The sequence below is a fragment of the Streptomyces sp. NBC_01381 genome (assembly GCF_026340305.1).
Lineage (GTDB): Bacteria > Actinomycetota > Actinomycetes > Streptomycetales > Streptomycetaceae > Streptomyces.
This window is the reverse complement of the sequence record NZ_JAPEPI010000001.1, coordinates 411,645-430,125: the sequence shown is the minus strand read 5'-3', so window position 1 is coordinate 430,125 and position 18,481 is coordinate 411,645. Positions and strand designations below refer to the sequence as shown.

Here is an 18,481-nt window from a genome sequence, read left to right as displayed (position 1 = left end):
TGGCGGTGCCGGTCTGGGCGGCGGCGCTGTGCGCGGGCGGTGCGGCCTGGATGTTGGCCGGGCGCGATCGGGCGCTGCGGCGGGCGAGGGTGGTGCTCGGTTGCGGTTCCGCGGTGCCGGACGGTTCGGCGTGGTGGCGGGCGGTGGCCGCGGCGAGCGGGCGGGTGCGGCACGAGTGGTGGTGCCTGGCGGGCGGGGCGGTGGCCGCGCTCCTGGGGGAGTCCGTGGTGCCGCTGGTCATGGGCGCCGGGGGAGTGCCGCTGATACGGCGGGTGCGGCGGGCCCGGGACGCGCGGATCGCGGGGGAGCGGCGGGCCGCCGAGGTGATCGCGCTGTGCGGAACGCTCGCGGGCGAGGTGCGGGCGGGACGGCAGCCGGGCGAGGCGTTGAAGGTCGCGGTCGGTGGTCCGGATGTCGATGCCGGGGGCGGCGCCGGGCTGGGGGAGGCGCGGGCCGCGGTGCTCGCGGCGGCGCGGTTCGGCGGTGACGTGCCGGGGGCGCTCGAGGCGGCGGCGCGGGAGCCGGGGGCGCAGGGGCTGCTGGGGCTCGCGGCGTGCTGGCGGGTGGCGGTGGACCGAGGCGCCGGGCTCGCGGCGGGGCTCGAACGGCTGGAGGGCGCGCTGCGGTCGGAGCGCGACCAACGTGCCGATCTGCGAGCCCAGTTGGCGGGAGCCCGGTCCACGGCGGTGATGCTCGCCGGGTTGCCGGTGCTCGGGCTGCTCATGGGCAGCGCACTCGGCGCGGCACCACTGCGGGTGCTGCTGCACACGGGGGCGGGGCTCGGGTGCCTGGTGGTGGGCGGGGCGCTGGAGGGCGCGGGCGTGTGGTGGGCGCTGCGGATCGTACGAGGGGCGGAGGAGCGATGAACGTGGTTGTCCACAGGCTGGGGGTGACCGTGTGGGGAGCAGTGGCTGTCCTGTGGCTGGCGTCGGCGGTGCTGGCGGCGCGACGGGAGCGGGCGGTGCGGTGCCGGACGGGGGCGGTGCTGGGGGTGCCTTCCTCCAGTGGTCCGGCGCGGACTTGGCCCTGGCGGCAGGAAGCGCTGCGGAGATGGCTCGTGGCGGCCGGTGCGGTGAGTGCCGGGTGGGTGCTGGTCGGAGGGGTTCCGGGGGCCCTGCTGGGGTTGGGCGCGGGATACGGGGTGTTGCGGTGGTGGCGCGGGCGGGGTGATGCCGTCCCGGAGTTCGACGCCGCGGAGGCCTCTCGGCAACTGCCGTTGGCGGCAGATCTGTTGGCGGCCTGTGTCGCGGCGGGCGCGGGGCCCGTGGTGGCCGCGCAAGCCGTGGGGGAGGCGCTGAAGGGGCCGGTCGGTGAGCGTCTGGCACGCGGGGCGGCGGAGGTGCGTCTCGGGGGCGAACCAGCCGATGCCTGGCGGATGTTGGCCGCGATACCGGGCGCGGGGGCGCTGGCCGGTCTGCTGGAACGGGCGGGTGAGTCAGGGGCTCCGGCGGCGGAACCGGTGGCGCGCCTTGCCGCGGACTGCCGGGCGGAACGGGGGCGTACGGCGATGGCGGCGGCGCGCAGAGCGGGCGTGCTGATGACGGCGCCGGTGGGGCTGTGCTTCCTGCCCGCGTTCATCGCGGTGGGGGTGCTGCCGGTGGTGATCGGCCTTGCGGAGGGCCTGCTGAGGGGCTGAGTGGCAGGCGGAACATACCGAACTGACAGAATTTTCATGGGGGTTGAGATGCGGGGACAGGTGTGTGCGCGGGTGCTGCGACGCGGGGTGCGTGCGGTGCGTGGGGACTCGGGGATGGTCACTTCGGAGTACGCGATGGGGTTGATCGCGGCGGTGGGGTTCGCCGGGCTGCTTTACAAGGTGGTGACGAGCGGGCAGGTCAGGGCGGCGCTGCAGGCGGTCGTGGAGAAGGCCCTCGATGTCCAGTTCTGAGAGTTCTGAGAGGGCTCCGGGTGGGCGGAAGTTGCGGCGCCCGCTTCGGGTGCGGGATCGGGACCGAGACGCGGGGTTCGTGACCGCTGAGGCTGCCGTGGTGCTGCCGACGCTGGTGCTGTTCACGATGGCGCTGGTCTGGGCGCTGCTGACCGCCTCCGCGCAGATCCAGTGCGTGGACGCGGCGCGGGCCGGGGCTCGCGCGATGGCCCGGCAGGACCCCGAGAGCGCGGCCGTGGCGGCGGCACGCCAGGCGGCGCCGCGCGGTGCGTCGGTGGCGGTGCGACGGGACGGCGACCTGGTCCGCGTGGCGGTCGTGGCCAACTCGCCGGGGCCGGAAGCGCTGGGGCTCGGGTTGCGGCTGCGCTCGGAGGCGGTGGCGTTGGCGGAGGAGACGGTGGGGGTGGGGACGTGAGGAGCGGCGAGGTCGGCACGGGCGCTTCCCGACGGTCGGCCGGCACCGCGGCCGCCGCTTCGGACCGGGGTGCCGCCACGACCCCGTCGGATCGTGGCGCCGCCACCGTCTGGGTCGTCGTCGTGATGGCCGTGTTGTGTGTGATCTGCGGCGCGGTTCTGGCGATGGGGCAGGTGATCGTCGCGCGTCATCGGGCGGGCGGCGCGGCCGACTTGGCGGCGCTCGCGGCGGCGGACCACTGGATGGAGGGGCGCTCCGGGGCGTGCGCGCGGGCCGGGCGGGTGGCCGAGGCGCAGGGGACGCGCATCGTGCGGTGCGCGGTGCACGGCGAGATCTCGGACGTCACCGCGGCGGCGTACTTCGGGCCATTCGTGACGGAGGTCAGATCGCGGGCGGGGCCGGCGGGGCCGGTCGCGCCGACGCCGCGGGCACCTGCCCTGGGGGTAGCCCCGGAGGCACCCGATCCGGAGTCACCCACAGTCGACGCGCCCGGGCCCGATCCGGGCGCGAACCTTGCGCCGCCGCGCGCGCCCCAGCTGTCAGGCAGCCGGCGCGTCCCTGAGGAGGGTCGAGAGGAGGCGGACCGCGCCGCGCTTGTGGAGGGGGTCGTTGCCGTTGCCGCATTTGGGGGACTGGATGCAGGACGGGCAGCCGGCGTCGCACTCGCAGGAGGCGATGGCCTGCCGGGTGGCCGTCAGCCACTCGCGGGCCGTGTGGAAGGCCCGCTCGGCAAAGCCCGCGCCGCCTGGATGGCCGTCGTACACGAAGACGGTCGGCAGGAGCGTGTCCGGGTGCAGCGGCACGGAGACACCGCCGATGTCCCAGCGGTCGCACGTCGCGAAGAGCGGCAGCATGCCGATGGAGGCGTGCTCGGCGGCGTGCAGGGCGCCGCCGAGGATCTCCGGATTGATCCGGGCGGCGTCCAGCTGGTCCTCGGTGACCGTCCACCACACGGCCTTGGTGCGCAGGGTGCGGGGCGGCAGGTCCAGCTTGGTCTCGCCGAGGACCTCGCCGGTGATCAGCTTGCGGCGCAGGAAGGAGACAACCTGGTTGGTGACTTCGACGGAGCCGTAGCAGAGGCGGCCCTCGCCCCAGGGGATCTCGACGTCCGTCTCCAGGATGGCGATGGCGGTGGTGTCGCGGGCGGTCGTGGAGTACGGCGGTTCGGCCTGCTCGACCAGGGCCACCGAGTCCTCCAGATCGAGGTGCCGCACCAGATACGTACGCCCCTGGTGGAGGTGGACCGCACCCTCGTGCACGGCGGTGTGCGCGGCGGAGGCGTCGACGGTGCCGAGCAGTCGGCCGGTGCCCTCCTCGACGATCTGGACGGGGCTGCCGCCCCCGCCGCGGATGTCGGTGAGGTCGGCGGCCCGCTCCCGGCGGGTCCAGTGCCAGGCCTTGGTGCGGCGGCGCAGCAGCTTCGCGGCCTCCAGTTGCGGGAGGAGCTCCTCGGCGGCGGGGCCGAAGAGGGCCAAGTCCTCGTCGGTCAAGGGCAGTTCCGCGGCCGCCGCGCAGAGGTGGGGCGCGAGGACGTACGGATTGTCGGGGTCGAGGACGGTGGACTCCACGGGCTGCTGGAAAAGAGCCTCGGGGTGGTGGACGAGATAGGTGTCCAGCGGGTCGTCGCGGGCGACGAGGACGGCGAGCGCGCCCTGCCCGGAGCGTCCGGCACGCCCCGCCTGCTGCCAGAGCGAGGCGCGCGTCCCGGGATAGCCGGCGATGACGACGGCGTCCAACCCCGATACGTCCACTCCGAGTTCGAGGGCGGTGGTGGCCGCGAGGCCGAGGAGTTCGCCGGAGTGCAGGGCACGCTCCAGGGCCCGGCGTTCCTCGGGGAGATAGCCACCCCGGTAGGCGGCGACGCGGCGGGCGAGGGAGCGGTCGACCTCGGCGAGGCGTTCCTGGGCGATGACCGCGATCAGTTCGGCGCCGCGCCGGGAGCGTACGAAGGCGACCGAGCGGACGCCCTGGATGGTGAGGTCGGTCAGCAGGTCGGCCGTCTCGGCGGTGGCGGTGCGGCGGACGGGTGCGCCCTTCTCGCCGTGCAGCTCGGTGAGCGGGGGCTCCCAGAGGGCGAAGACGAGATCGCCGCGGGGCGAGGCGTCGTCGGCGACCTCCTTCACGGGCAGTCCGGTGAGGCGCTCGGCGGCGACGGCGGGCTCGGCCGAGGTGGCGGAGGCCAGGAGGAAGACGGGATCGGAGCCGTAGCGGGCACACAGCCGGCGGAGGCGGCGCAGGACCTGGGCGACGTGCGAGCCGAAGACGCCGCGGTAGGTGTGGCACTCGTCGATCACGACATAGCGCAGGGCGCGCAGGAAGGCGGACCAGCGGGGGTGGGACGGAAGTATCCCGCGGTGCAGCATGTCGGGGTTGGTCAGGACGTAGTTGGCGTACTGACGTACCCATTCGCGTTCCTCGACGGGGGTGTCGCCGTCGTAGACCGCGGGGCGGATCGCGTTGCCGAGGGGGGCCGCGAGCTCGCGGACGGCGCGGCGCTGGTCGGCGGCCAGGGCCTTGGTGGGGGCGAGATACAGGGCGGTCGAGCCGCGGCCGTTGGGCGCCTCGGAGCCGTCGAGGAGTGCCGAGAGGACGGGGGTGAGATAGGCCAGTGACTTTCCCGACGCGGTGCCGGTGGCGACGATGACCGACTCGCCGTCCAGGGCGTACTCGGCGGCTTGTGCCTGGTGGGCCCAAGGGTGCTCGATGCCCGCGGCCTGGACGGCGGAGATGACCTCGGGACGGATGCGATCGGGCCAGACGGCATAGCGGGCCTCGCGCGGGGGCAAGTGCTCCGTATGAGTGACGCGCGAAGCACGGCTCGGTCCCGCGGTGAGCCGGTCCAGGACCGTCCGTGGAGACGTGCGTTCCGGGGCGCCCGTGGAGGGTTCGCCGGGAGGGGAAAAGTTGGCCATCGGCACCGAGTCTGTCACTGGCGGGATGGACAATGGTCCCAAGGCGTCGTGCACGCCTGCCGGTAAGTGATTGAATGCCATCGCGGCTGGCGATCCGTCCTGGGGGCTCTGCCGAGGTGTCCCAAGGGATGACCGCTCGATAGCAAGGTGCTGGAGGATCCGTGGACCTGTCCCTGTCGACCCGTACCGTCGGCGATCGTACGGTCGTCGAGGTCGGTGGCGAAATCGATGTGTATACCGCGCCCAAGCTGCGCGAGCAGTTGGTCGAGTTGGTGAACGACGGCAGTTTCCATCTGGTCGTCGACATGGAGGGCGTGGACTTCCTCGACTCCACCGGACTCGGCGTGCTGGTCGGCGGCCTGAAGCGGGTGCGTGCCCATGAGGGCTCGCTGCGCCTGGTCTGCAACCAGGAGCGCATTCTCAAGATCTTCCGCATCACCGGCCTGACCAAGGTGTTCCCCATTCACACCTCGGTCGAGGAAGCGGTCGCGGCCACCGACTGAGTGTCGGATGTCCCGGGCCGGCCGTCGGCCGGCCCCGGGGTGGCAGTACAAGCAGGGGACCGGGCCCTCGGCCCGGCCCTCTGACCGCACGCGCGTACGTCCGAGGGGGATTGCATGGCCACCGTTGAGCTCCGCTTCAGCGCGCTGCCCGAGCACGTCAGGACCGCCCGCCTCGTGGCGGCGGCCGTCGCGCGCAGGGCCGGGGTGGACGAGGCGGTCCTCGACGAGGTCAGGCTCGCCGTCGGCGAGGCCTGCACACGCGCCGTCGGTCTCCATCAGAGCAACGGCGTCGACGCGCCGGTGCGGGTCGCGCTGATCGAGGACGAGAAGCAGTTCTCCATCGAGGTGGGCGACGAAGCCCCCCGTTCGGCTCCCGGTGACCGGGTGCCCGGCTCAGGTGGCGAATCCGACGAGCTCGAGGGCGAGGACGAGATGGGTCTCGCCGTCATCAGCGGGCTCGTGGACGACGTGGAGGTCACCGCGGGCGAGTCCGGCGGACTCATTCGGATGACCTGGCCCACGACTCCGGCGACACTGACCTGACGCCACGCGGCCGGCCCCGCACGGCGGGGTGCCGCGGTCCCTCAAGGTCCTGCTCCCGACCCGGCGAGCAGGGCCTTTCTTTTTGATCAATGCTTGATCACCGCCCCGATCAATACTTTGATCATTTCTCCGGGCGATTGCCTCGGTCATTTGCCGCGAGCTTTGCGCCGAATGACGTATCGGTCCTGCGACCCCCGTCAACGGTTTTGGGGCATTACCGCTTTCGGGGGCAATCCGCGGTCGCGATCATTTGCTGGGGAGCAATCTCGCGCCAATTCCGTATGCGGCGCTCTGTTTTGATCAGGTTCCGCTCCCTACAATCCGTCCACATCTTGAGCTCAGCCCCAGCGTCAAGGAGGACGAATGGCGGGGCTTTCTACCCCTCATCAGTTTGACCACCCCTCAACCTTCGCAGCCGCAGTACTGACCGACGACAACCGCCTCATCGTGATGGTCATCGCGGCCGTCGCGATCGCGGCTCTCGTGGTCGCCTGGGTGCTCGTACGCCAGGTGCTCGCGGCCGACGAGGGCACCGACAGCATGAAGAAGATCGCGAAAGCGATCCAGGAGGGCGCCAATGCCTATCTGGGCCGGCAGTTGCGCACTCTCGGCGTATTCGCCGTCGTGGTGTTCTTCCTGCTCATGCTGCTGCCCGCGGACGACTGGAATCAGCGTGCCGGCCGATCGATCTTCTTCTTGATCGGTGCGGCGTTCTCGGCGACCACCGGCTATATCGGCATGTGGCTCGCCGTACGCAGCAATGTCCGTGTGGCGGCCGCCGCCCGAGAGGCCACCCCAGCGGAAGGTGAACCCGAAAAGGATCTCACCGCCGTATCGCACAAGGCCATGAAGATCGCTTTCCGCACGGGCGGCGTCGTCGGCATGTTCACGGTGGGGCTCGGTCTTCTGGGCGCCTCCTGTGTGGTGCTCGTCTACGCCGCCGACGCGCCGAAGGTCCTCGAAGGCTTCGGCCTCGGGGCGGCGCTGATCGCGATGTTCATGCGTGTCGGCGGCGGCATCTTCACCAAGGCCGCCGACGTCGGCGCCGACCTGGTCGGCAAGGTCGAGCAGGGCATTCCGGAGGACGACCCGAGGAATGCCGCGACCATCGCCGACAACGTGGGCGACAACGTCGGCGACTGTGCGGGCATGGCCGCCGACCTCTTCGAGTCGTACGCCGTGACCCTGGTCGCCGCGCTGATCCTCGGGAAGGTCGCGTTCGGTGACTCCGGACTCGCCTTCCCGCTGATCGTCCCGGCGATCGGTGTCGTGACCGCGATGATCGGGATCTTCGCGGTGGCGCCACGGCGCTCCGACCGGAGCGGCATGACCGCCATCAACCGCGGATTCTTCATCTCCGCGGTCATCTCGCTGGTGCTCGTCGCGGTGGCCGTCTTCGTCTATCTCCCGTCCTCGTACGCGGATCTGGACGGAGTCACGGACGCGGCGATCAAGGGCCATGACGGCGATCCGCGGGTCCTCGCGGTCGTCGCCGTCGCGATCGGCATCGTCATGGCCGCGCTGATCCAGCAGCTCACCGGCTACTTCACGGAGACAACCCGGCGTCCGGTGAAGGACATCGGCAAGACCTCGCTCACCGGTCCTGCCACCGTCGTCCTGGCCGGCATCTCGCTCGGCCTCGAATCGGCCGTCTACACCGCGCTGTTGATCGGGCTCGGTGTGTACGGGGCGTTCCTGCTCGGCGGTACGTCGATCATGCTCGCCCTCTTCGCGGTGGCCCTCGCGGGCACCGGGCTGCTGACCACCGTCGGTGTCATCGTCGCCATGGACACCTTCGGGCCCGTCTCCGACAACGCGCAGGGCATCGCCGAGATGTCCGGCGACGTCGAGGGCGCGGGCGCGCAGGTGCTCACCGACCTGGACGCCGTCGGCAACACCACGAAGGCCATCACCAAGGGCATCGCCATCGCCACGGCCGTACTCGCGGCCGCGGCGCTCTTCGGGTCGTACCGCGACGCCATCGCGGAATCGGCCAAGGACGTCGGCGAGAAACTCGGCGACGGCGCTCCGATGAACCTGGTGATGGACATCTCGCAGCCCAACAACCTGGTGGGCCTGATCCTCGGCGCCGCGGTCGTCTTCCTCTTCTCGGGGCTTGCGATCAACGCGGTGTCGCGGTCGGCCGGAGCGGTGGTCTACGAGGTGCGGCGGCAGTTCCGCGAGCACCCCGGGATCATGGACTACAGCGAGGAACCGGAGTACGGGCGCGTCGTCGACATCTGCACCAAGGACGCGCTGCGCGAGCTGGCCACGCCAGGCCTGCTCGCCGTGCTCACGCCGATCGCGGTCGGCTTCTCGCTCGGCGTCGGCGCACTCGGCTCGTTCCTGGCCGGCGCGATCGGCACGGGCACGCTGATGGCTGTCTTCCTCGCCAACTCCGGTGGCGCGTGGGACAACGCGAAGAAGCTCGTCGAGGACGGTCACCATGGCGGCAAGGGCAGCGAGGCCCATGCCGCGACGGTCATCGGTGACACCATCGGTGACCCGTTCAAGGACACCGCGGGTCCGGCGATCAACCCCTTGCTGAAGGTGATGAACCTGGTGGCGCTGCTGATTGCGCCCGCGGTCGTCCAGTTCAGTTACGGGGACGACGCCAGCGCCGGGTTGCGGGCGCTGATCGCGGTGGCCGCCATCCTGGTCATCATCGGCGCGGTGTACATCTCCAAGCGCCGCGGCATCGCCGTGGGCGACGAGGAGAACGGAGGCGAGGAGCGGGTGGCGAATTCGGCCGACCCCGCCGTGGTTTCGTAACACCGGATCAGACTCTGCCCAACACGCGGGCGGACGGCGCGTTTTGACGCGGCGTCCGCCCGTCGTGTGTGTGGTGAGCCTTCTCTCGCCTTGTTTGTGTGGTGCAAATGGCTTTAATAGCGGGCGTAACGGACCTCTGGCATGCGGTTGTAGCCCAGTTGGCGTGTAAGTTCCGGGGCCGAGAGCCATGGAAGGGACCAATCCGGTGAACAAGAAGCTTGCTGCCGCACTGTCCGGCGGTGCGGTACTGGTACTGGCGCTGTCGGGCTGCAGCGACGACGGGAACGAGGAGCTGGACGCCTGGGCCAAGGACGTCTGCGACTCGGTGCAGCCGCAGTCGAAGAAGATCGCTGACGCCAATGCCGCGATCCAGAAGGAAACCTCGGACAACAGCTCGCCGGAGGACGTCCAGAAGACCGACTCCAAGGCGTTCCAGGACATGTCCGACGCCTACAAGGCGATGGGCGCCGCAGTGAAGGACGCGGGTGCCCCGCCGGTCGACGGGGGTCAGAAGAAGACCGATGACGCGGTCAAGGAGCTGAACGCGATCTCCAAGTCGTACGGCGACCTGAAGAAGAAGGTCGACGGGCTCGACACCAAGAACCAGGCGGACTTCGCGGATGGGCTGAAGTCCGTCGCGGGTGAGTTGGACAAGCTGAGCAAGAGTGGGAACGAGGCGTTGGAGAAGTTGCAGGAGGGTGAGGTGGGGAAGGCGATGAGCAAGCAGGACAGCTGTAAGTCGGCTTCCGCTACGCCTTCTGCGTCCTAGGGACTCCCTTTTTGCTGTGCTGCCCTGGAGCTGGGTTCCCCCGGCGTCGGGGCAGCGTTGCGTTGTGTCGGTGCCCGGCGGCTGTGGGCTGTGCCCACCCGTTCCGCCGTGCGGAACGCCTGCCCACAACGGGAGCGGCTGACTGCCCACAGCCTGGGCCGCCGACTGCAGACAGCGGGGATGGGTGGATGCGGGTCACAATGAGGGGGTGAGTATTGCTAGCGCCCCCCTGCCCTCGTCCGATCGTCTCGATGTTGCCGCTCAGTTGCGGGAAGCCCTGCTGGCGGTCGACTTCACCGCTGATGGGCTGCTCGAACTCCTTGGGGCGCCCGCCTATGCCGCGCTCGCGCGCAGCGAGACCGTGCCCGCGCTGCGGGCCACGCGTGGTGACGGGGCGCTGGAGACGCTCGTACGGCTCTTCCTGTTGCAGCGGACCGTGCCGCACGCGCGCGTGGCGGCGGTTCTGCCGGTCGACGCTCTCCTGGAGAGCGGTTGGCTGGCCGAGGCGGACGGCGGACTCGCGGCGACCGTGGACGTGCGGCCGTACGGCGGTCCTGACGGCGAGGACTGGTTCATCGTCTCGGACCTCGGGTGCGCGGTCGGCGGTGCCGGTGGCATCGGCAGCCATGACGAGGGCGTCGTGCTCGGGGTCGGCGGGGCGTCCACGACGCTCGCGGGGCTCACCGTGCGTACGCCGGTGGAGAGCGCGCTCGACCTCGGCACCGGCTCCGGGATCCAGGCGCTGCACGCCGCGCAGCACGCGACGCGGGTCACCGCGACGGACCTCAACCCCCGGGCACTGCACATCACCCGGCTCACCCTCGCGCTGTCCGGGGCCCCCGTCGCCACCGTGCTCGAGGGCTCGCTCTTCGAGCCGGTGGGCGAGGAAACGTACGACCTCATCGTGTCCAATCCGCCCTTCGTGATCTCGCCCGGGGCGCGGCTCACCTACCGCGACGGCGGGATGAGCGGGGACGATCTGTGCCGGTCGCTCGTTCAGCAGGCGGGGGCAAGACTGAACGAAGGGGGGTACGCGCACTTCCTGGCCAACTGGCAGCACGTGGACGGCGAAGAGTGGACCGAGCGGCTCCGCTCCTGGGTGCCGCGTGGGTGCGACGCGTGGATCGTGCAGCGCGAGGTGCAGGACATCACGCAGTACGCCGAGCTGTGGCTGCGGGACGCGGGGGATCACCGGACGGATCCGGAGGAGTACGCGGCGCGGTACGACGCGTGGCTCGACGAGTTCGACGCCCGTAAGACGCGCGCCGTCGGGTTCGGCTGGATCACCCTGCGCAAGACCGGTGCCGGATCACGGGCCGCCGAGCCGTCGGTGACGGTGGAGGAGTGGCCGCACCCCGTAGAGCAGCCGCTCGGCGAGACGGTGCGGGCGCACTTCGCGCGCCAGGACTTCCTGCGGGCGCACGACGACGCCGCGCTGCTCGCCGGGCACTTCAAGCTCGCCGACGAGGTCGTGCAGGAACAGGTCGGGCTGCCGGGTGCCGAGGACCCGGAGCATGTCGTCCTGCGCCAGCACCGCGGGATGCGGCGCGCCACCAAGGTGGACACGGTGGGGGCGGGCTTCGCCGGGGTGTGCGACGGGTCGCTGAGCGCCGGGCGGATTCTCGACGCGATCGCCCAACTGGTCGGGGAGGACCCCGTATTGCTGCGGGACCGCACGCCCGCGCAGATCCGGCTGCTCGTGGAGCAGGGCTTCCTGGAGCCGGCCGGGGTCTAGCACGCCATGCGTCCAGGCGGGTAGCCGCCTGCGGGCGATGGCGGTACGGCAGGTCCCGTACGCGACCGCGCCCGCACTGGGCCATCGGGTCGGTTTGCGTGCCGAAGAGCACCGGAAAACAGGGACCGCATCGGGTCGGTACCGGTGCCGTGGGGCGCGGCGTCGCACAGTGGTCCACAAGAAGGTGCGTACGGCGCGAACAGGCTCCGTGGCGACGAGTTCCGGTCGAGTTGGGCGCCGTCGGTCTGCCGGCGGGTCCCGAAGGCGTGTACGGAGCGGTGTGCGCCGGCGGTGACGCGCGCCGGGCGCCCGCCGTTAACCCGGGGTTCGCGCCCCGGCTTCCCGGGCGTGCCAAGTTCCCAAGCCGGGAAGTCGGTACGGGGAGGAAATGCCATGGAGAGTGGGCCAGCGATCTTCGCGGGCACGGTGTTCGCGCTGTTCGGAGCCGGGCTGCTGCTCTGGACCGGGGCACGCGTGGCACACCGCGCACCCGTCGCCCACGGTGTGAACCCTGTCGCATCGGCGACGCTCGCCGCGCTCGCCGGAGCGGGTGCACTGGTGCTCGGAGTGTGGTGCTTCACCCGGCTGTGAGTGTGATGCCTCACCCCGCTGTGACGGTAGGTGGCGGTGGCCGCGCGGACGATGTCGGCGGATGCGCGGCGGGGCCGGGCCGTAGGCCCGCCGCCGGTGGTCAAAGAGCAGGTCGCCACTCCGGGCGGCAGGAAGGGCGGTAGTCGGGTTACCGTTCGAGTGGCCGTTGCGGGCTTTTCCCGTTTGACACGGGGGCGGGATGTACCGTCACACTCCGCAGCGACGGCGCAACTCAAGCGCAGCGAGCGAGGCCAGCCAGTACGGCCACCGAGTACCGACCGGAGAGAAGAGCGAAGTTGTCCCCGACCAGCGAGACCGCAAAGGGCGGCCGCCGACTCGTCATCGTCGAGTCGCCTGCCAAGGCGAAGACGATCAAGGGTTACCTCGGCCCCGGCTACGTAGTCGAGGCAAGCGTCGGGCACATCCGCGACCTCCCCAGCGGCGCCGCGGAGGTCCCCGAGAAGTACACCGGCGAGGTGCGCCGGCTCGGCGTGGACGTCGAGAACGACTTCGAGCCCATCTATGTCGTCAACGCCGACAAGAAGGCGCAGGTCAAGAAGCTCAAGGACCTGCTGAAGGACTCCGACGAACTCTTCCTCGCCACCGATGAGGACCGCGAGGGCGAAGCCATCGCGTGGCACCTCCTCGAGGTCCTGAAGCCCAAGGTCCCGGTCAAGCGCATGGTGTTCCACGAGATCACCAAGGCCGCGATCCAGGAGGCCGTCGCCTCCCCCCGCGACCTCAACAAGCGCATGGTCGACGCCCAGGAGACCCGCCGCATCCTCGACCGTCTCTACGGCTACGAGGTCTCGCCGGTCTTGTGGAAGAAGGTCATGCCGCGCCTGTCGGCCGGCCGCGTCCAGTCCGTGGCGACCCGCCTCGTCGTCGAGCGGGAGCGCGAGCGCATCGCCTTCCGCTCCGCCGAGTACTGGGACCTGACGGGCACCTTCGGCACCGGCCGCACCGGTGACGCGTCCGACCCCTCGCAGCTGGTCGCCCGCCTCACCACGGTCGACGGCAAGCGCATCGCGCAGGGCCGCGACTTCAACTCGGTCGGGCAGCTCAAGTCCGACACCCTGCACCTCGACGAGACGAACGCCCGTGCGCTCGCCGCGGCCCTGGAGAACACCCGGTTCTCGGTCCGCTCCGTCGAGTCCAAGCCCTATCGCCGCTCTCCGTACGCGCCGTTCCGTACGACGACGATGCAGCAGGAGGCCTCGCGCAAGCTCGGCTTCGGTGCGAAGGCGACCATGCAGGTGGCCCAGAAGCTGTACGAGAACGGCTTCATCACCTACATGCGTACGGACTCCACGACGCTGTCCGACACGGCGATCGGCGCCGCTCGCGCGCAGGTCACGCAGCTGTACGGCGCCGACTACCTGCCGGACAAGCCCCGCACGTACGCCGGGAAGGTCAAGAACGCGCAGGAGGCGCACGAGGCGATCCGTCCCTCGGGTGATCGTTTCCGCACGCCCGCCGAGACCGGCCTGACCGGCGACCAGTTCCGGCTCTACGAGCTGATCTGGAAGCGGACCGTCGCCTCCCAGATGAAGGACGCGACCGGAAACTCCGTCACGGTGAAGATCGGCGGCACGGCAGCCGACGGCCGCGACGCCGAGTTCAGCGCGTCCGGCAAGACCATCACCTTCCACGGCTTCCTCAAGGCGTACGTCGAGGGCGCGGACGACCCGAACGCCGAGCTGGACGACCGCGAGCGCAGGCTTCCGCAGGTCAGCGAGGGCGACGCGCTCTCCGCCGAGGAGATCTCGGTCGACGGCCACGCGACGAAGCCCCCGGCCCGCTACACCGAGGCGTCGCTGGTCAAGGAGCTGGAAGAGCGCGAGATCGGTCGCCCGTCGACGTACGCGTCGATCATCGGGACCATCCTCGACCGCGGGTACGTCTTCAAGAAGGGGACGGCCCTCGTGCCCTCCTTCCTGAGCTTCGCGGTCGTCAATCTGCTCGAGAAGCACTTCGGGCGGCTCGTCGACTACGACTTCACGGCGCGCATGGAGGACGACCTCGACCGCATCGCGCGGGGCGAGGCGCAGGCCGTGCCGTGGCTGAAGCGGTTCTACTTCGGCGAGGGCGACGACGCGGGGGCCGCCTCAAGCGCCGGCAACGGCGACGGCGACCACCTCGGCGGGCTCAAGGAGCTGGTGACCGACCTGGGCGCGATCGACGCCCGGGAGATCTCCTCCTTCCCCGTCGGCGAGGGCATCGTGCTGCGGGTCGGCCGCTACGGCCCGTACATCGAGCGGGGCGAGAAGGACGCGGAGGGCCACCAGCGTGCCGACGTGCCCGACGACCTGCCGCCGGACGAGCTGACCGTCGACTACGCCGAGGAGCTGCTCGCCAAGCCGAGCGGTGACTTCGCGCTGGGCACCGACCCCACGTCGGGTCACGAGATCGTCGCCAAGGACGGCCGTTACGGCCCGTACGTCACCGAGGTGCTCCCCGAGGGCACTCCGAAGACCGGCAAGAACGCGGTGAAGCCGCGGACGGCCTCGCTCTTCAAGTCCATGTCGCTCGACACGGTGACGCTTGAGGACGCGCTGAAGCTGATGTCCCTGCCGCGTGTGGTGGGTGCCGACGCCGAGGGCGTCGAGATCACCGCGCAGAACGGGCGCTACGGGCCGTACCTGAAGAAGGGCACGGACTCGCGGTCCATCGAGACCGAGGAGCAGCTCTTCAACATCACGTTGGAAGAGGCGCTCGCGATCTACGCGCAGCCCAAGCAGCGGGGGCGGGCCGCGGCCAAGCCGCCGCTGAAGGAGCTCGGCGAGGACCCGGTCAGCGGGAAGCCGGTCGTCGTCAAGGACGGGCGCTTCGGGGCGTACGTCACTGATGGCGAGACGAACGCGACCCTGCGGGCCGCGGACTCCGTCGAGGACATCACTCCTGAGCGGGGCTATGAGCTGCTCGCGGAGAAGCGGGCGAAGGGGCCGGCGAAGAAGACCGCCAAGAAGGCGGCGAAGAAGGCTCCTGCGAAGAAGGCTGCCGCTAAGAAGACCGCGGCCAAGAAGACGGCGACTTCTAAGACTGCGGCTAAGAAGACTGCTGCCAAGAAGACCACCGCTACTGCCAAGAAGGCTGCGGCTTCTACTAAGGCTGCTGCTTCGGAGGACTGACGTTTCCGTTGCCGGGCGCCTGGTTTATCGGTGCCCGGCAGTGGAGCGTTGTGCCCACCCTTCCCCAAGCTCTCGGCTTCGCTCGAGCAGGGGAGACCCCACTCGCCGTGCGGAACGCCTGCCCACAACGGAGGCGGTGAGAAGCGGTCGCATGTTCGGGTGGCGCCTCGGGGAGGCGGTGCGTCCAGATAGGCTGGACGGATGACGCGTGCCGAGCAGCCAACGGCCGGGAACCCGGCCCCCGACGACGCCCTGGTCGCAGATTCCCGAGAGCGTGCCGTCCGCGCCTTGCTGCGCACACCGCAGCTGAAGCGGCTGTGGAGCGCACAGCTCGTCGGCGGTGTCGGCGACGCACTCGCGCTCCTCGTCCTGGTGGTCCTCGCCCTGCAGGCGGCGATCTCCGAGGCGGCCTTCGGGGGCGGGTACCGAGGGGTCGCGTTCGCCGTAACCGCTGTCTTCGGAGCACGCGTTCTCGCGACGCTGCTCTTCGGAGCGGTGCTTCTCGGACCGCTCAGCTCGCTCACCTCGCCCGACGGGCCGCTGGACCGGCGCTGGACGATGGTCGTGGCGGACGGTCTGCGGGCCGCGCTGCTGATCGTCGCGCCGCTGTGGATCGACTGGACTTCGGAGAACGCGCTCGCGGTGCTCCTTGTCACCGCCTTCGTGATCGGCGTCGCCGAGCGCTTCTGGACGGTGTGCCGGGAGAGCGCGGCGCCCGCGCTGCTGCCCGCGCCGCCGCTGGAGGGCGCGACGGTACGGCCGCTGCCGGACCACATGGACGCGCTGCGGCGCCTTTCGCTGCGTACGGGATTCGTGGCGCTGCCCATCGCGGCCGCCGCGCTCGTCGCCGTCACGCTGGTCGGCAACCTGCTGGGTACCGGTCTCGAGTGGTTCGAGGTGCACCAGGCGGGGCTCGCCTCGTTCGTCGCCGCCGGGCTCTTCGCGGCCTCGCTGTCGATCGTCTACTTCCTCGAACTTCCCGCCACGCAGACGCCACGCGCGCGTAGCCCCCTCGAAGGGCTCCGCAGGCCGCGCACCGGCGCCGGCACCGACAAGGGCCGCACCGGCGCGATCCCGCTGCTCGTCGCCGCCTGCGCCGCGATCGCCGGGGCCATCGCGGCCGCCGTGGCCGTCGCCGTGCTGCACGCCAAGGACCTGGACGGCGGGCCCGTCACGTACGGCCTGATCGTCCTCGCGCTGACCGGCGGCACCGCCGTCGGCATCCGTACGGCACCGTCCGTGCTGCCCTCGCTGTCGCGCCGCCGGCTGCTCGCGCTCGCCATCGCCGTCACCGGAGTCGCACTGCTCGCCGCGGGCCTGGTGCCCGACGTGACGACCGTGCTGCTGCTCCTCGCGCTCACCGGTGTGGCCGCGGGCGTCGCAGCCAACACCGGGCACGCGCTGCTCGACCAGGAGGTCGAGGACTACCGGCGGGCCCGCACGGCCGAGCATCTCCAGGCGGTCGTACGTCTCTTCGTGGCGCTCGGCGCCCTGGTGGCCCCCGTGGTCGCCGCCGCGATCGGCCCGCACCGCTTCGTCAACGGCAAGTTCGTCTTCGACCACGGTGGCGCCGCCTTCACGCTGATGCTGGTGGGCGCGCTGCTCCTGCCGGTGGCCGCGCTGGTGCTCGCCAAGGTCGACGACCGGCAGGGCGTACCGCTGCGGCACGACCTGCGCGACGCGCTGCGCGGCGGCGACGACCCGCTGCAGGCGCCCGCAGGCACGGGCTTCTTCATCGCCCTGGAGGGCGGCGACGGCGCGGGCAAGTCGACGCAGGCCGAGGCGCTCGCCGAGTGGATCCGGGCCAAGGGCCACGAGGTCGTGGTGACGCGCGAGCCGGGGGCCACCCCGGTGGGGAAGCGGCTGCGGTCGATCCTGCTCGATGTGTCTTCGGCCGGTCTTTCGCACCGGGCCGAGGCGCTGCTGTACGCGGCCGACCGCGCCGAGCACGTCGACACCGTCGTACGGCCCGCCCTTGAGCGTGGCGCCGTGGTCATCTCCGACCGGTACATCGACTCGTCCGTCGCCTACCAGGGCGCGGGCCGCGATCTGTCGCCGACCGAGGTCGCCCGGATCAACCGGTGGGCCACGGGCGGACTCGTACCGCATCTGACGTGCCTGCTCGACGTGTCCCCCGAGGCCGCTCGCGAGCGGTTCACGGAGGCACCCGACCGACTTGAGTCGGAGCCCGCCGAGTTCCACGCGCGCGTGCGGTCCGGTTTCCTGACGCTCGCCGCCGCCGACCCGGGGCGCTATCTGGTGGTCGACGCGGCGCAGGAGCCGGAGGCCGTCACCACCGTGATCCGGCACCGGCTCGACCTCGTCCTTCCGCTCTCCGAGGCCGAGGTGAAGGCGCAGGAAGAGGCCCGCAAGGCCGCCGAGGAAGAGGCGCGCCGCAAGGCCGAGGAAGAGGCCGCGCGGAAGGCCGAGGAGGAGCGGATCGAGCGCGAGCGCCAGGAGCAGATCGCCAAGCTCCGTGCCGAGGAGGAGGAGCGCGCGCGCCGCGAGCTGGAGGAGGCGCAGCGCCTGGAGGCCGAACGGCAGGCGGAAGAGGCCAGGCAGCGCGCCGAGGAGGCGAAGCGCCGGGCCGAGGAGGAGCAGGCGCGGCTGCTCGCCGAGGAGAAGGTGCGCGCGGCCGAGGAGGCGCGGCGCCGCCGGGAGGCGGAGGAAGAGGCGCGGCTTCGGGCCGAGGCGGAGGCGCGGCGGATCGAGAAGCAGCGCAAGGCCGAGGAGGCGTTGCTGCGGGCCGAGGAGGCGCGGCGGCTGGCCGCGGCTCAGGCCGAGGCGGCTTCTGCGCGGGCGGCGGCTTCCGCTGCTGCGGCTCCCGCCCCTGCCCCTGCCCCCGCCCCTGCTCCGGCGCCGGACAACGAGACGACCGTGCCCACGCCTGTCGTGACCCCGCAGACCTCCGGGGCTGAGGACACCGAGGTGATGCCGCAGCCGTCGGCCCCCGCCGGGGCCGTGGACGAGACGGCCGTGCTGCCGCCCGTCCGGGAGGACAAGGTGCCGCCGGGGTACTTCCGGGACGAGCGCCCCTCGCCTGCCGGCGGGAACGACCGGACCCGCGAGCTGCCCCAGGTCGATGAGCAGGGTGCGCCCCGGCAGCGGCCGCGCTCCGACTGGGCGGAGGAGACTCCGCTGGACGATCTGCCGTCCTTGGCGGATGAGTTGCTCGGTTCGCGGGACGACGAGGACGACCGCGGGCGGAACGGGCGCTGAGCG

13 protein-coding genes and 1 pseudogene are annotated in these 18,481 nt (G+C 71.3%); 13 read left to right on the top strand and 1 reads right to left on the bottom strand.

All coding sequences use genetic code 11. The annotated features are described in order from the left end of the window. The first annotated feature begins 50 nt into the window (after window positions 1-50). The 5 genes and pseudogenes from OG453_RS02100 to OG453_RS02080 form a co-directional block, all read left to right on the top strand. Complete coding sequence (locus OG453_RS02100) at window positions 51-866, top strand: type II secretion system F family protein (RefSeq protein ID WP_266869677.1); 816 nt, start codon at window positions 51-53, stop codon at window positions 864-866. Further along, the gene (locus OG453_RS02095; RefSeq protein ID WP_266863902.1) at window positions 863-1,636 is read left to right on the top strand and encodes a type II secretion system F family protein; all 774 of its coding nucleotides are present in this window, start codon (window positions 863-865) and stop codon (window positions 1,634-1,636) included. The genes OG453_RS02100 and OG453_RS02095 overlap by 4 nt, the downstream gene beginning before the upstream one ends. A gap of 36 nt (window positions 1,637-1,672) precedes the next feature. Continuing rightward, complete coding sequence (locus OG453_RS02090) at window positions 1,673-1,888, top strand: DUF4244 domain-containing protein (protein ID WP_266863900.1); 216 nt, start codon at window positions 1,673-1,675, stop codon at window positions 1,886-1,888. Next, window positions 1,875-2,303, top strand: coding sequence for a TadE family type IV pilus minor pilin (locus OG453_RS02085; RefSeq protein WP_266863898.1), 429 nt, complete (start codon window positions 1,875-1,877; stop codon window positions 2,301-2,303). Before OG453_RS02090 ends, OG453_RS02085 begins: the two co-directional genes overlap by 14 nt. 125 nt (window positions 2,304-2,428) lie before the next feature. Then, window positions 2,429-2,713, top strand: a pseudogene (locus tag OG453_RS02080) (Rv3654c family TadE-like protein); the annotation flags it as partial. 129 nt (window positions 2,714-2,842) lie between these two features. Here the strand turns inward: OG453_RS02080 and OG453_RS02075 are convergent. Continuing rightward, window positions 2,843-5,296, bottom strand: coding sequence for a DEAD/DEAH box helicase (locus OG453_RS02075; RefSeq protein WP_266863896.1), 2,454 nt, complete (start codon window positions 5,294-5,296; stop codon window positions 2,843-2,845). Window positions 5,297-5,376: 80 nt separating this feature from the next. Here OG453_RS02075 and bldG point away from each other — a divergent pair, with 80 nt between their 5' ends. The 8 genes from bldG to tmk all read left to right on the top strand — a co-directional run bounded on the left by bldG (window position 5,377) and on the right by tmk (window position 18,478). Continuing rightward, window positions 5,377-5,718, top strand: a complete 342-nt coding sequence (bldG, locus tag OG453_RS02070) for an anti-sigma factor antagonist BldG (protein ID WP_003975386.1) — start codon at window positions 5,377-5,379, stop codon at window positions 5,716-5,718. Between the two features lie 114 nt (window positions 5,719-5,832). Then, window positions 5,833-6,261 (top strand): ATP-binding protein, encoded by a 429-nt coding sequence (locus OG453_RS02065; protein WP_266863894.1) that lies wholly within the window; start codon window positions 5,833-5,835, stop codon window positions 6,259-6,261. A 363-nt stretch (window positions 6,262-6,624) separates the two neighbouring features. Beyond that, entirely contained in the window at window positions 6,625-9,033 is a 2,409-nt protein-coding gene (locus tag OG453_RS02060; RefSeq protein WP_266863892.1) for a sodium-translocating pyrophosphatase, read from the top strand. A gap of 187 nt (window positions 9,034-9,220) precedes the next feature. Beyond that, complete coding sequence (locus tag OG453_RS02055) at window positions 9,221-9,802, top strand: small secreted protein (protein WP_266863890.1); 582 nt, start codon at window positions 9,221-9,223, stop codon at window positions 9,800-9,802. A gap of 208 nt (window positions 9,803-10,010) precedes the next feature. Further along, on the top strand, window positions 10,011-11,537 hold the full coding sequence (locus tag OG453_RS02050) for a class I SAM-dependent methyltransferase (protein WP_266863888.1): 1,527 nt from the start codon (window positions 10,011-10,013) through the stop codon (window positions 11,535-11,537). A gap of 393 nt (window positions 11,538-11,930) precedes the next feature. Beyond that, window positions 11,931-12,128 carry a hypothetical protein gene (locus OG453_RS02045; RefSeq protein ID WP_135334443.1) on the top strand — a complete coding sequence of 66 codons (198 nt, stop codon included), beginning with the start codon at window positions 11,931-11,933 and terminating at the stop codon, window positions 12,126-12,128. 296 nt (window positions 12,129-12,424) lie between these two features. Beyond that, a complete protein-coding gene (gene topA, locus OG453_RS02040; protein ID WP_266863884.1) occupies window positions 12,425-15,259 on the top strand; it encodes a type I DNA topoisomerase in 2,835 nt (944 codons plus the stop codon). 201 nt (window positions 15,260-15,460) lie between these two features. After that, entirely contained in the window at window positions 15,461-18,478 is a 3,018-nt protein-coding gene (tmk, locus tag OG453_RS02035; protein WP_266863882.1) for a dTMP kinase, read from the top strand. The last annotated feature ends 3 nt before the right edge of the window (window positions 18,479-18,481 follow it).

Excerpts from the sequence above, each read along its gene's own strand:
- OG453_RS02100 (WP_266869677.1), top strand. The coding sequence starts at position 51 with ATGTTGGCCGGGCGCGATCGGGCGCTGCGGCGGGCGAGGGTGGTGCTC.
- OG453_RS02060 (WP_266863892.1), top strand. The coding sequence starts at position 6,625 with ATGGCGGGGCTTTCTACCCCTCATCAGTTTGACCACCCCTCAACCTTC.
- OG453_RS02065 (WP_266863894.1), top strand. The coding sequence starts at position 5,833 with ATGGCCACCGTTGAGCTCCGCTTCAGCGCGCTGCCCGAGCACGTCAGG.
- OG453_RS02085 (WP_266863898.1), top strand. The coding sequence starts at position 1,875 with ATGTCCAGTTCTGAGAGTTCTGAGAGGGCTCCGGGTGGGCGGAAGTTG.
- tmk (WP_266863882.1), top strand. The coding sequence starts at position 15,461 with ATGACGCGTGCCGAGCAGCCAACGGCCGGGAACCCGGCCCCCGACGAC.
- OG453_RS02095 (WP_266863902.1), top strand. The coding sequence starts at position 863 with ATGAACGTGGTTGTCCACAGGCTGGGGGTGACCGTGTGGGGAGCAGTG.
- OG453_RS02055 (WP_266863890.1), top strand. The coding sequence starts at position 9,221 with ATGGAAGGGACCAATCCGGTGAACAAGAAGCTTGCTGCCGCACTGTCC.
- OG453_RS02045 (WP_135334443.1), top strand. The coding sequence starts at position 11,931 with ATGGAGAGTGGGCCAGCGATCTTCGCGGGCACGGTGTTCGCGCTGTTC.
- OG453_RS02075 (WP_266863896.1), bottom strand. The coding sequence starts at position 5,296 with ATGGCATTCAATCACTTACCGGCAGGCGTGCACGACGCCTTGGGACCA.
- OG453_RS02090 (WP_266863900.1), top strand. The coding sequence starts at position 1,673 with ATGGGGGTTGAGATGCGGGGACAGGTGTGTGCGCGGGTGCTGCGACGC.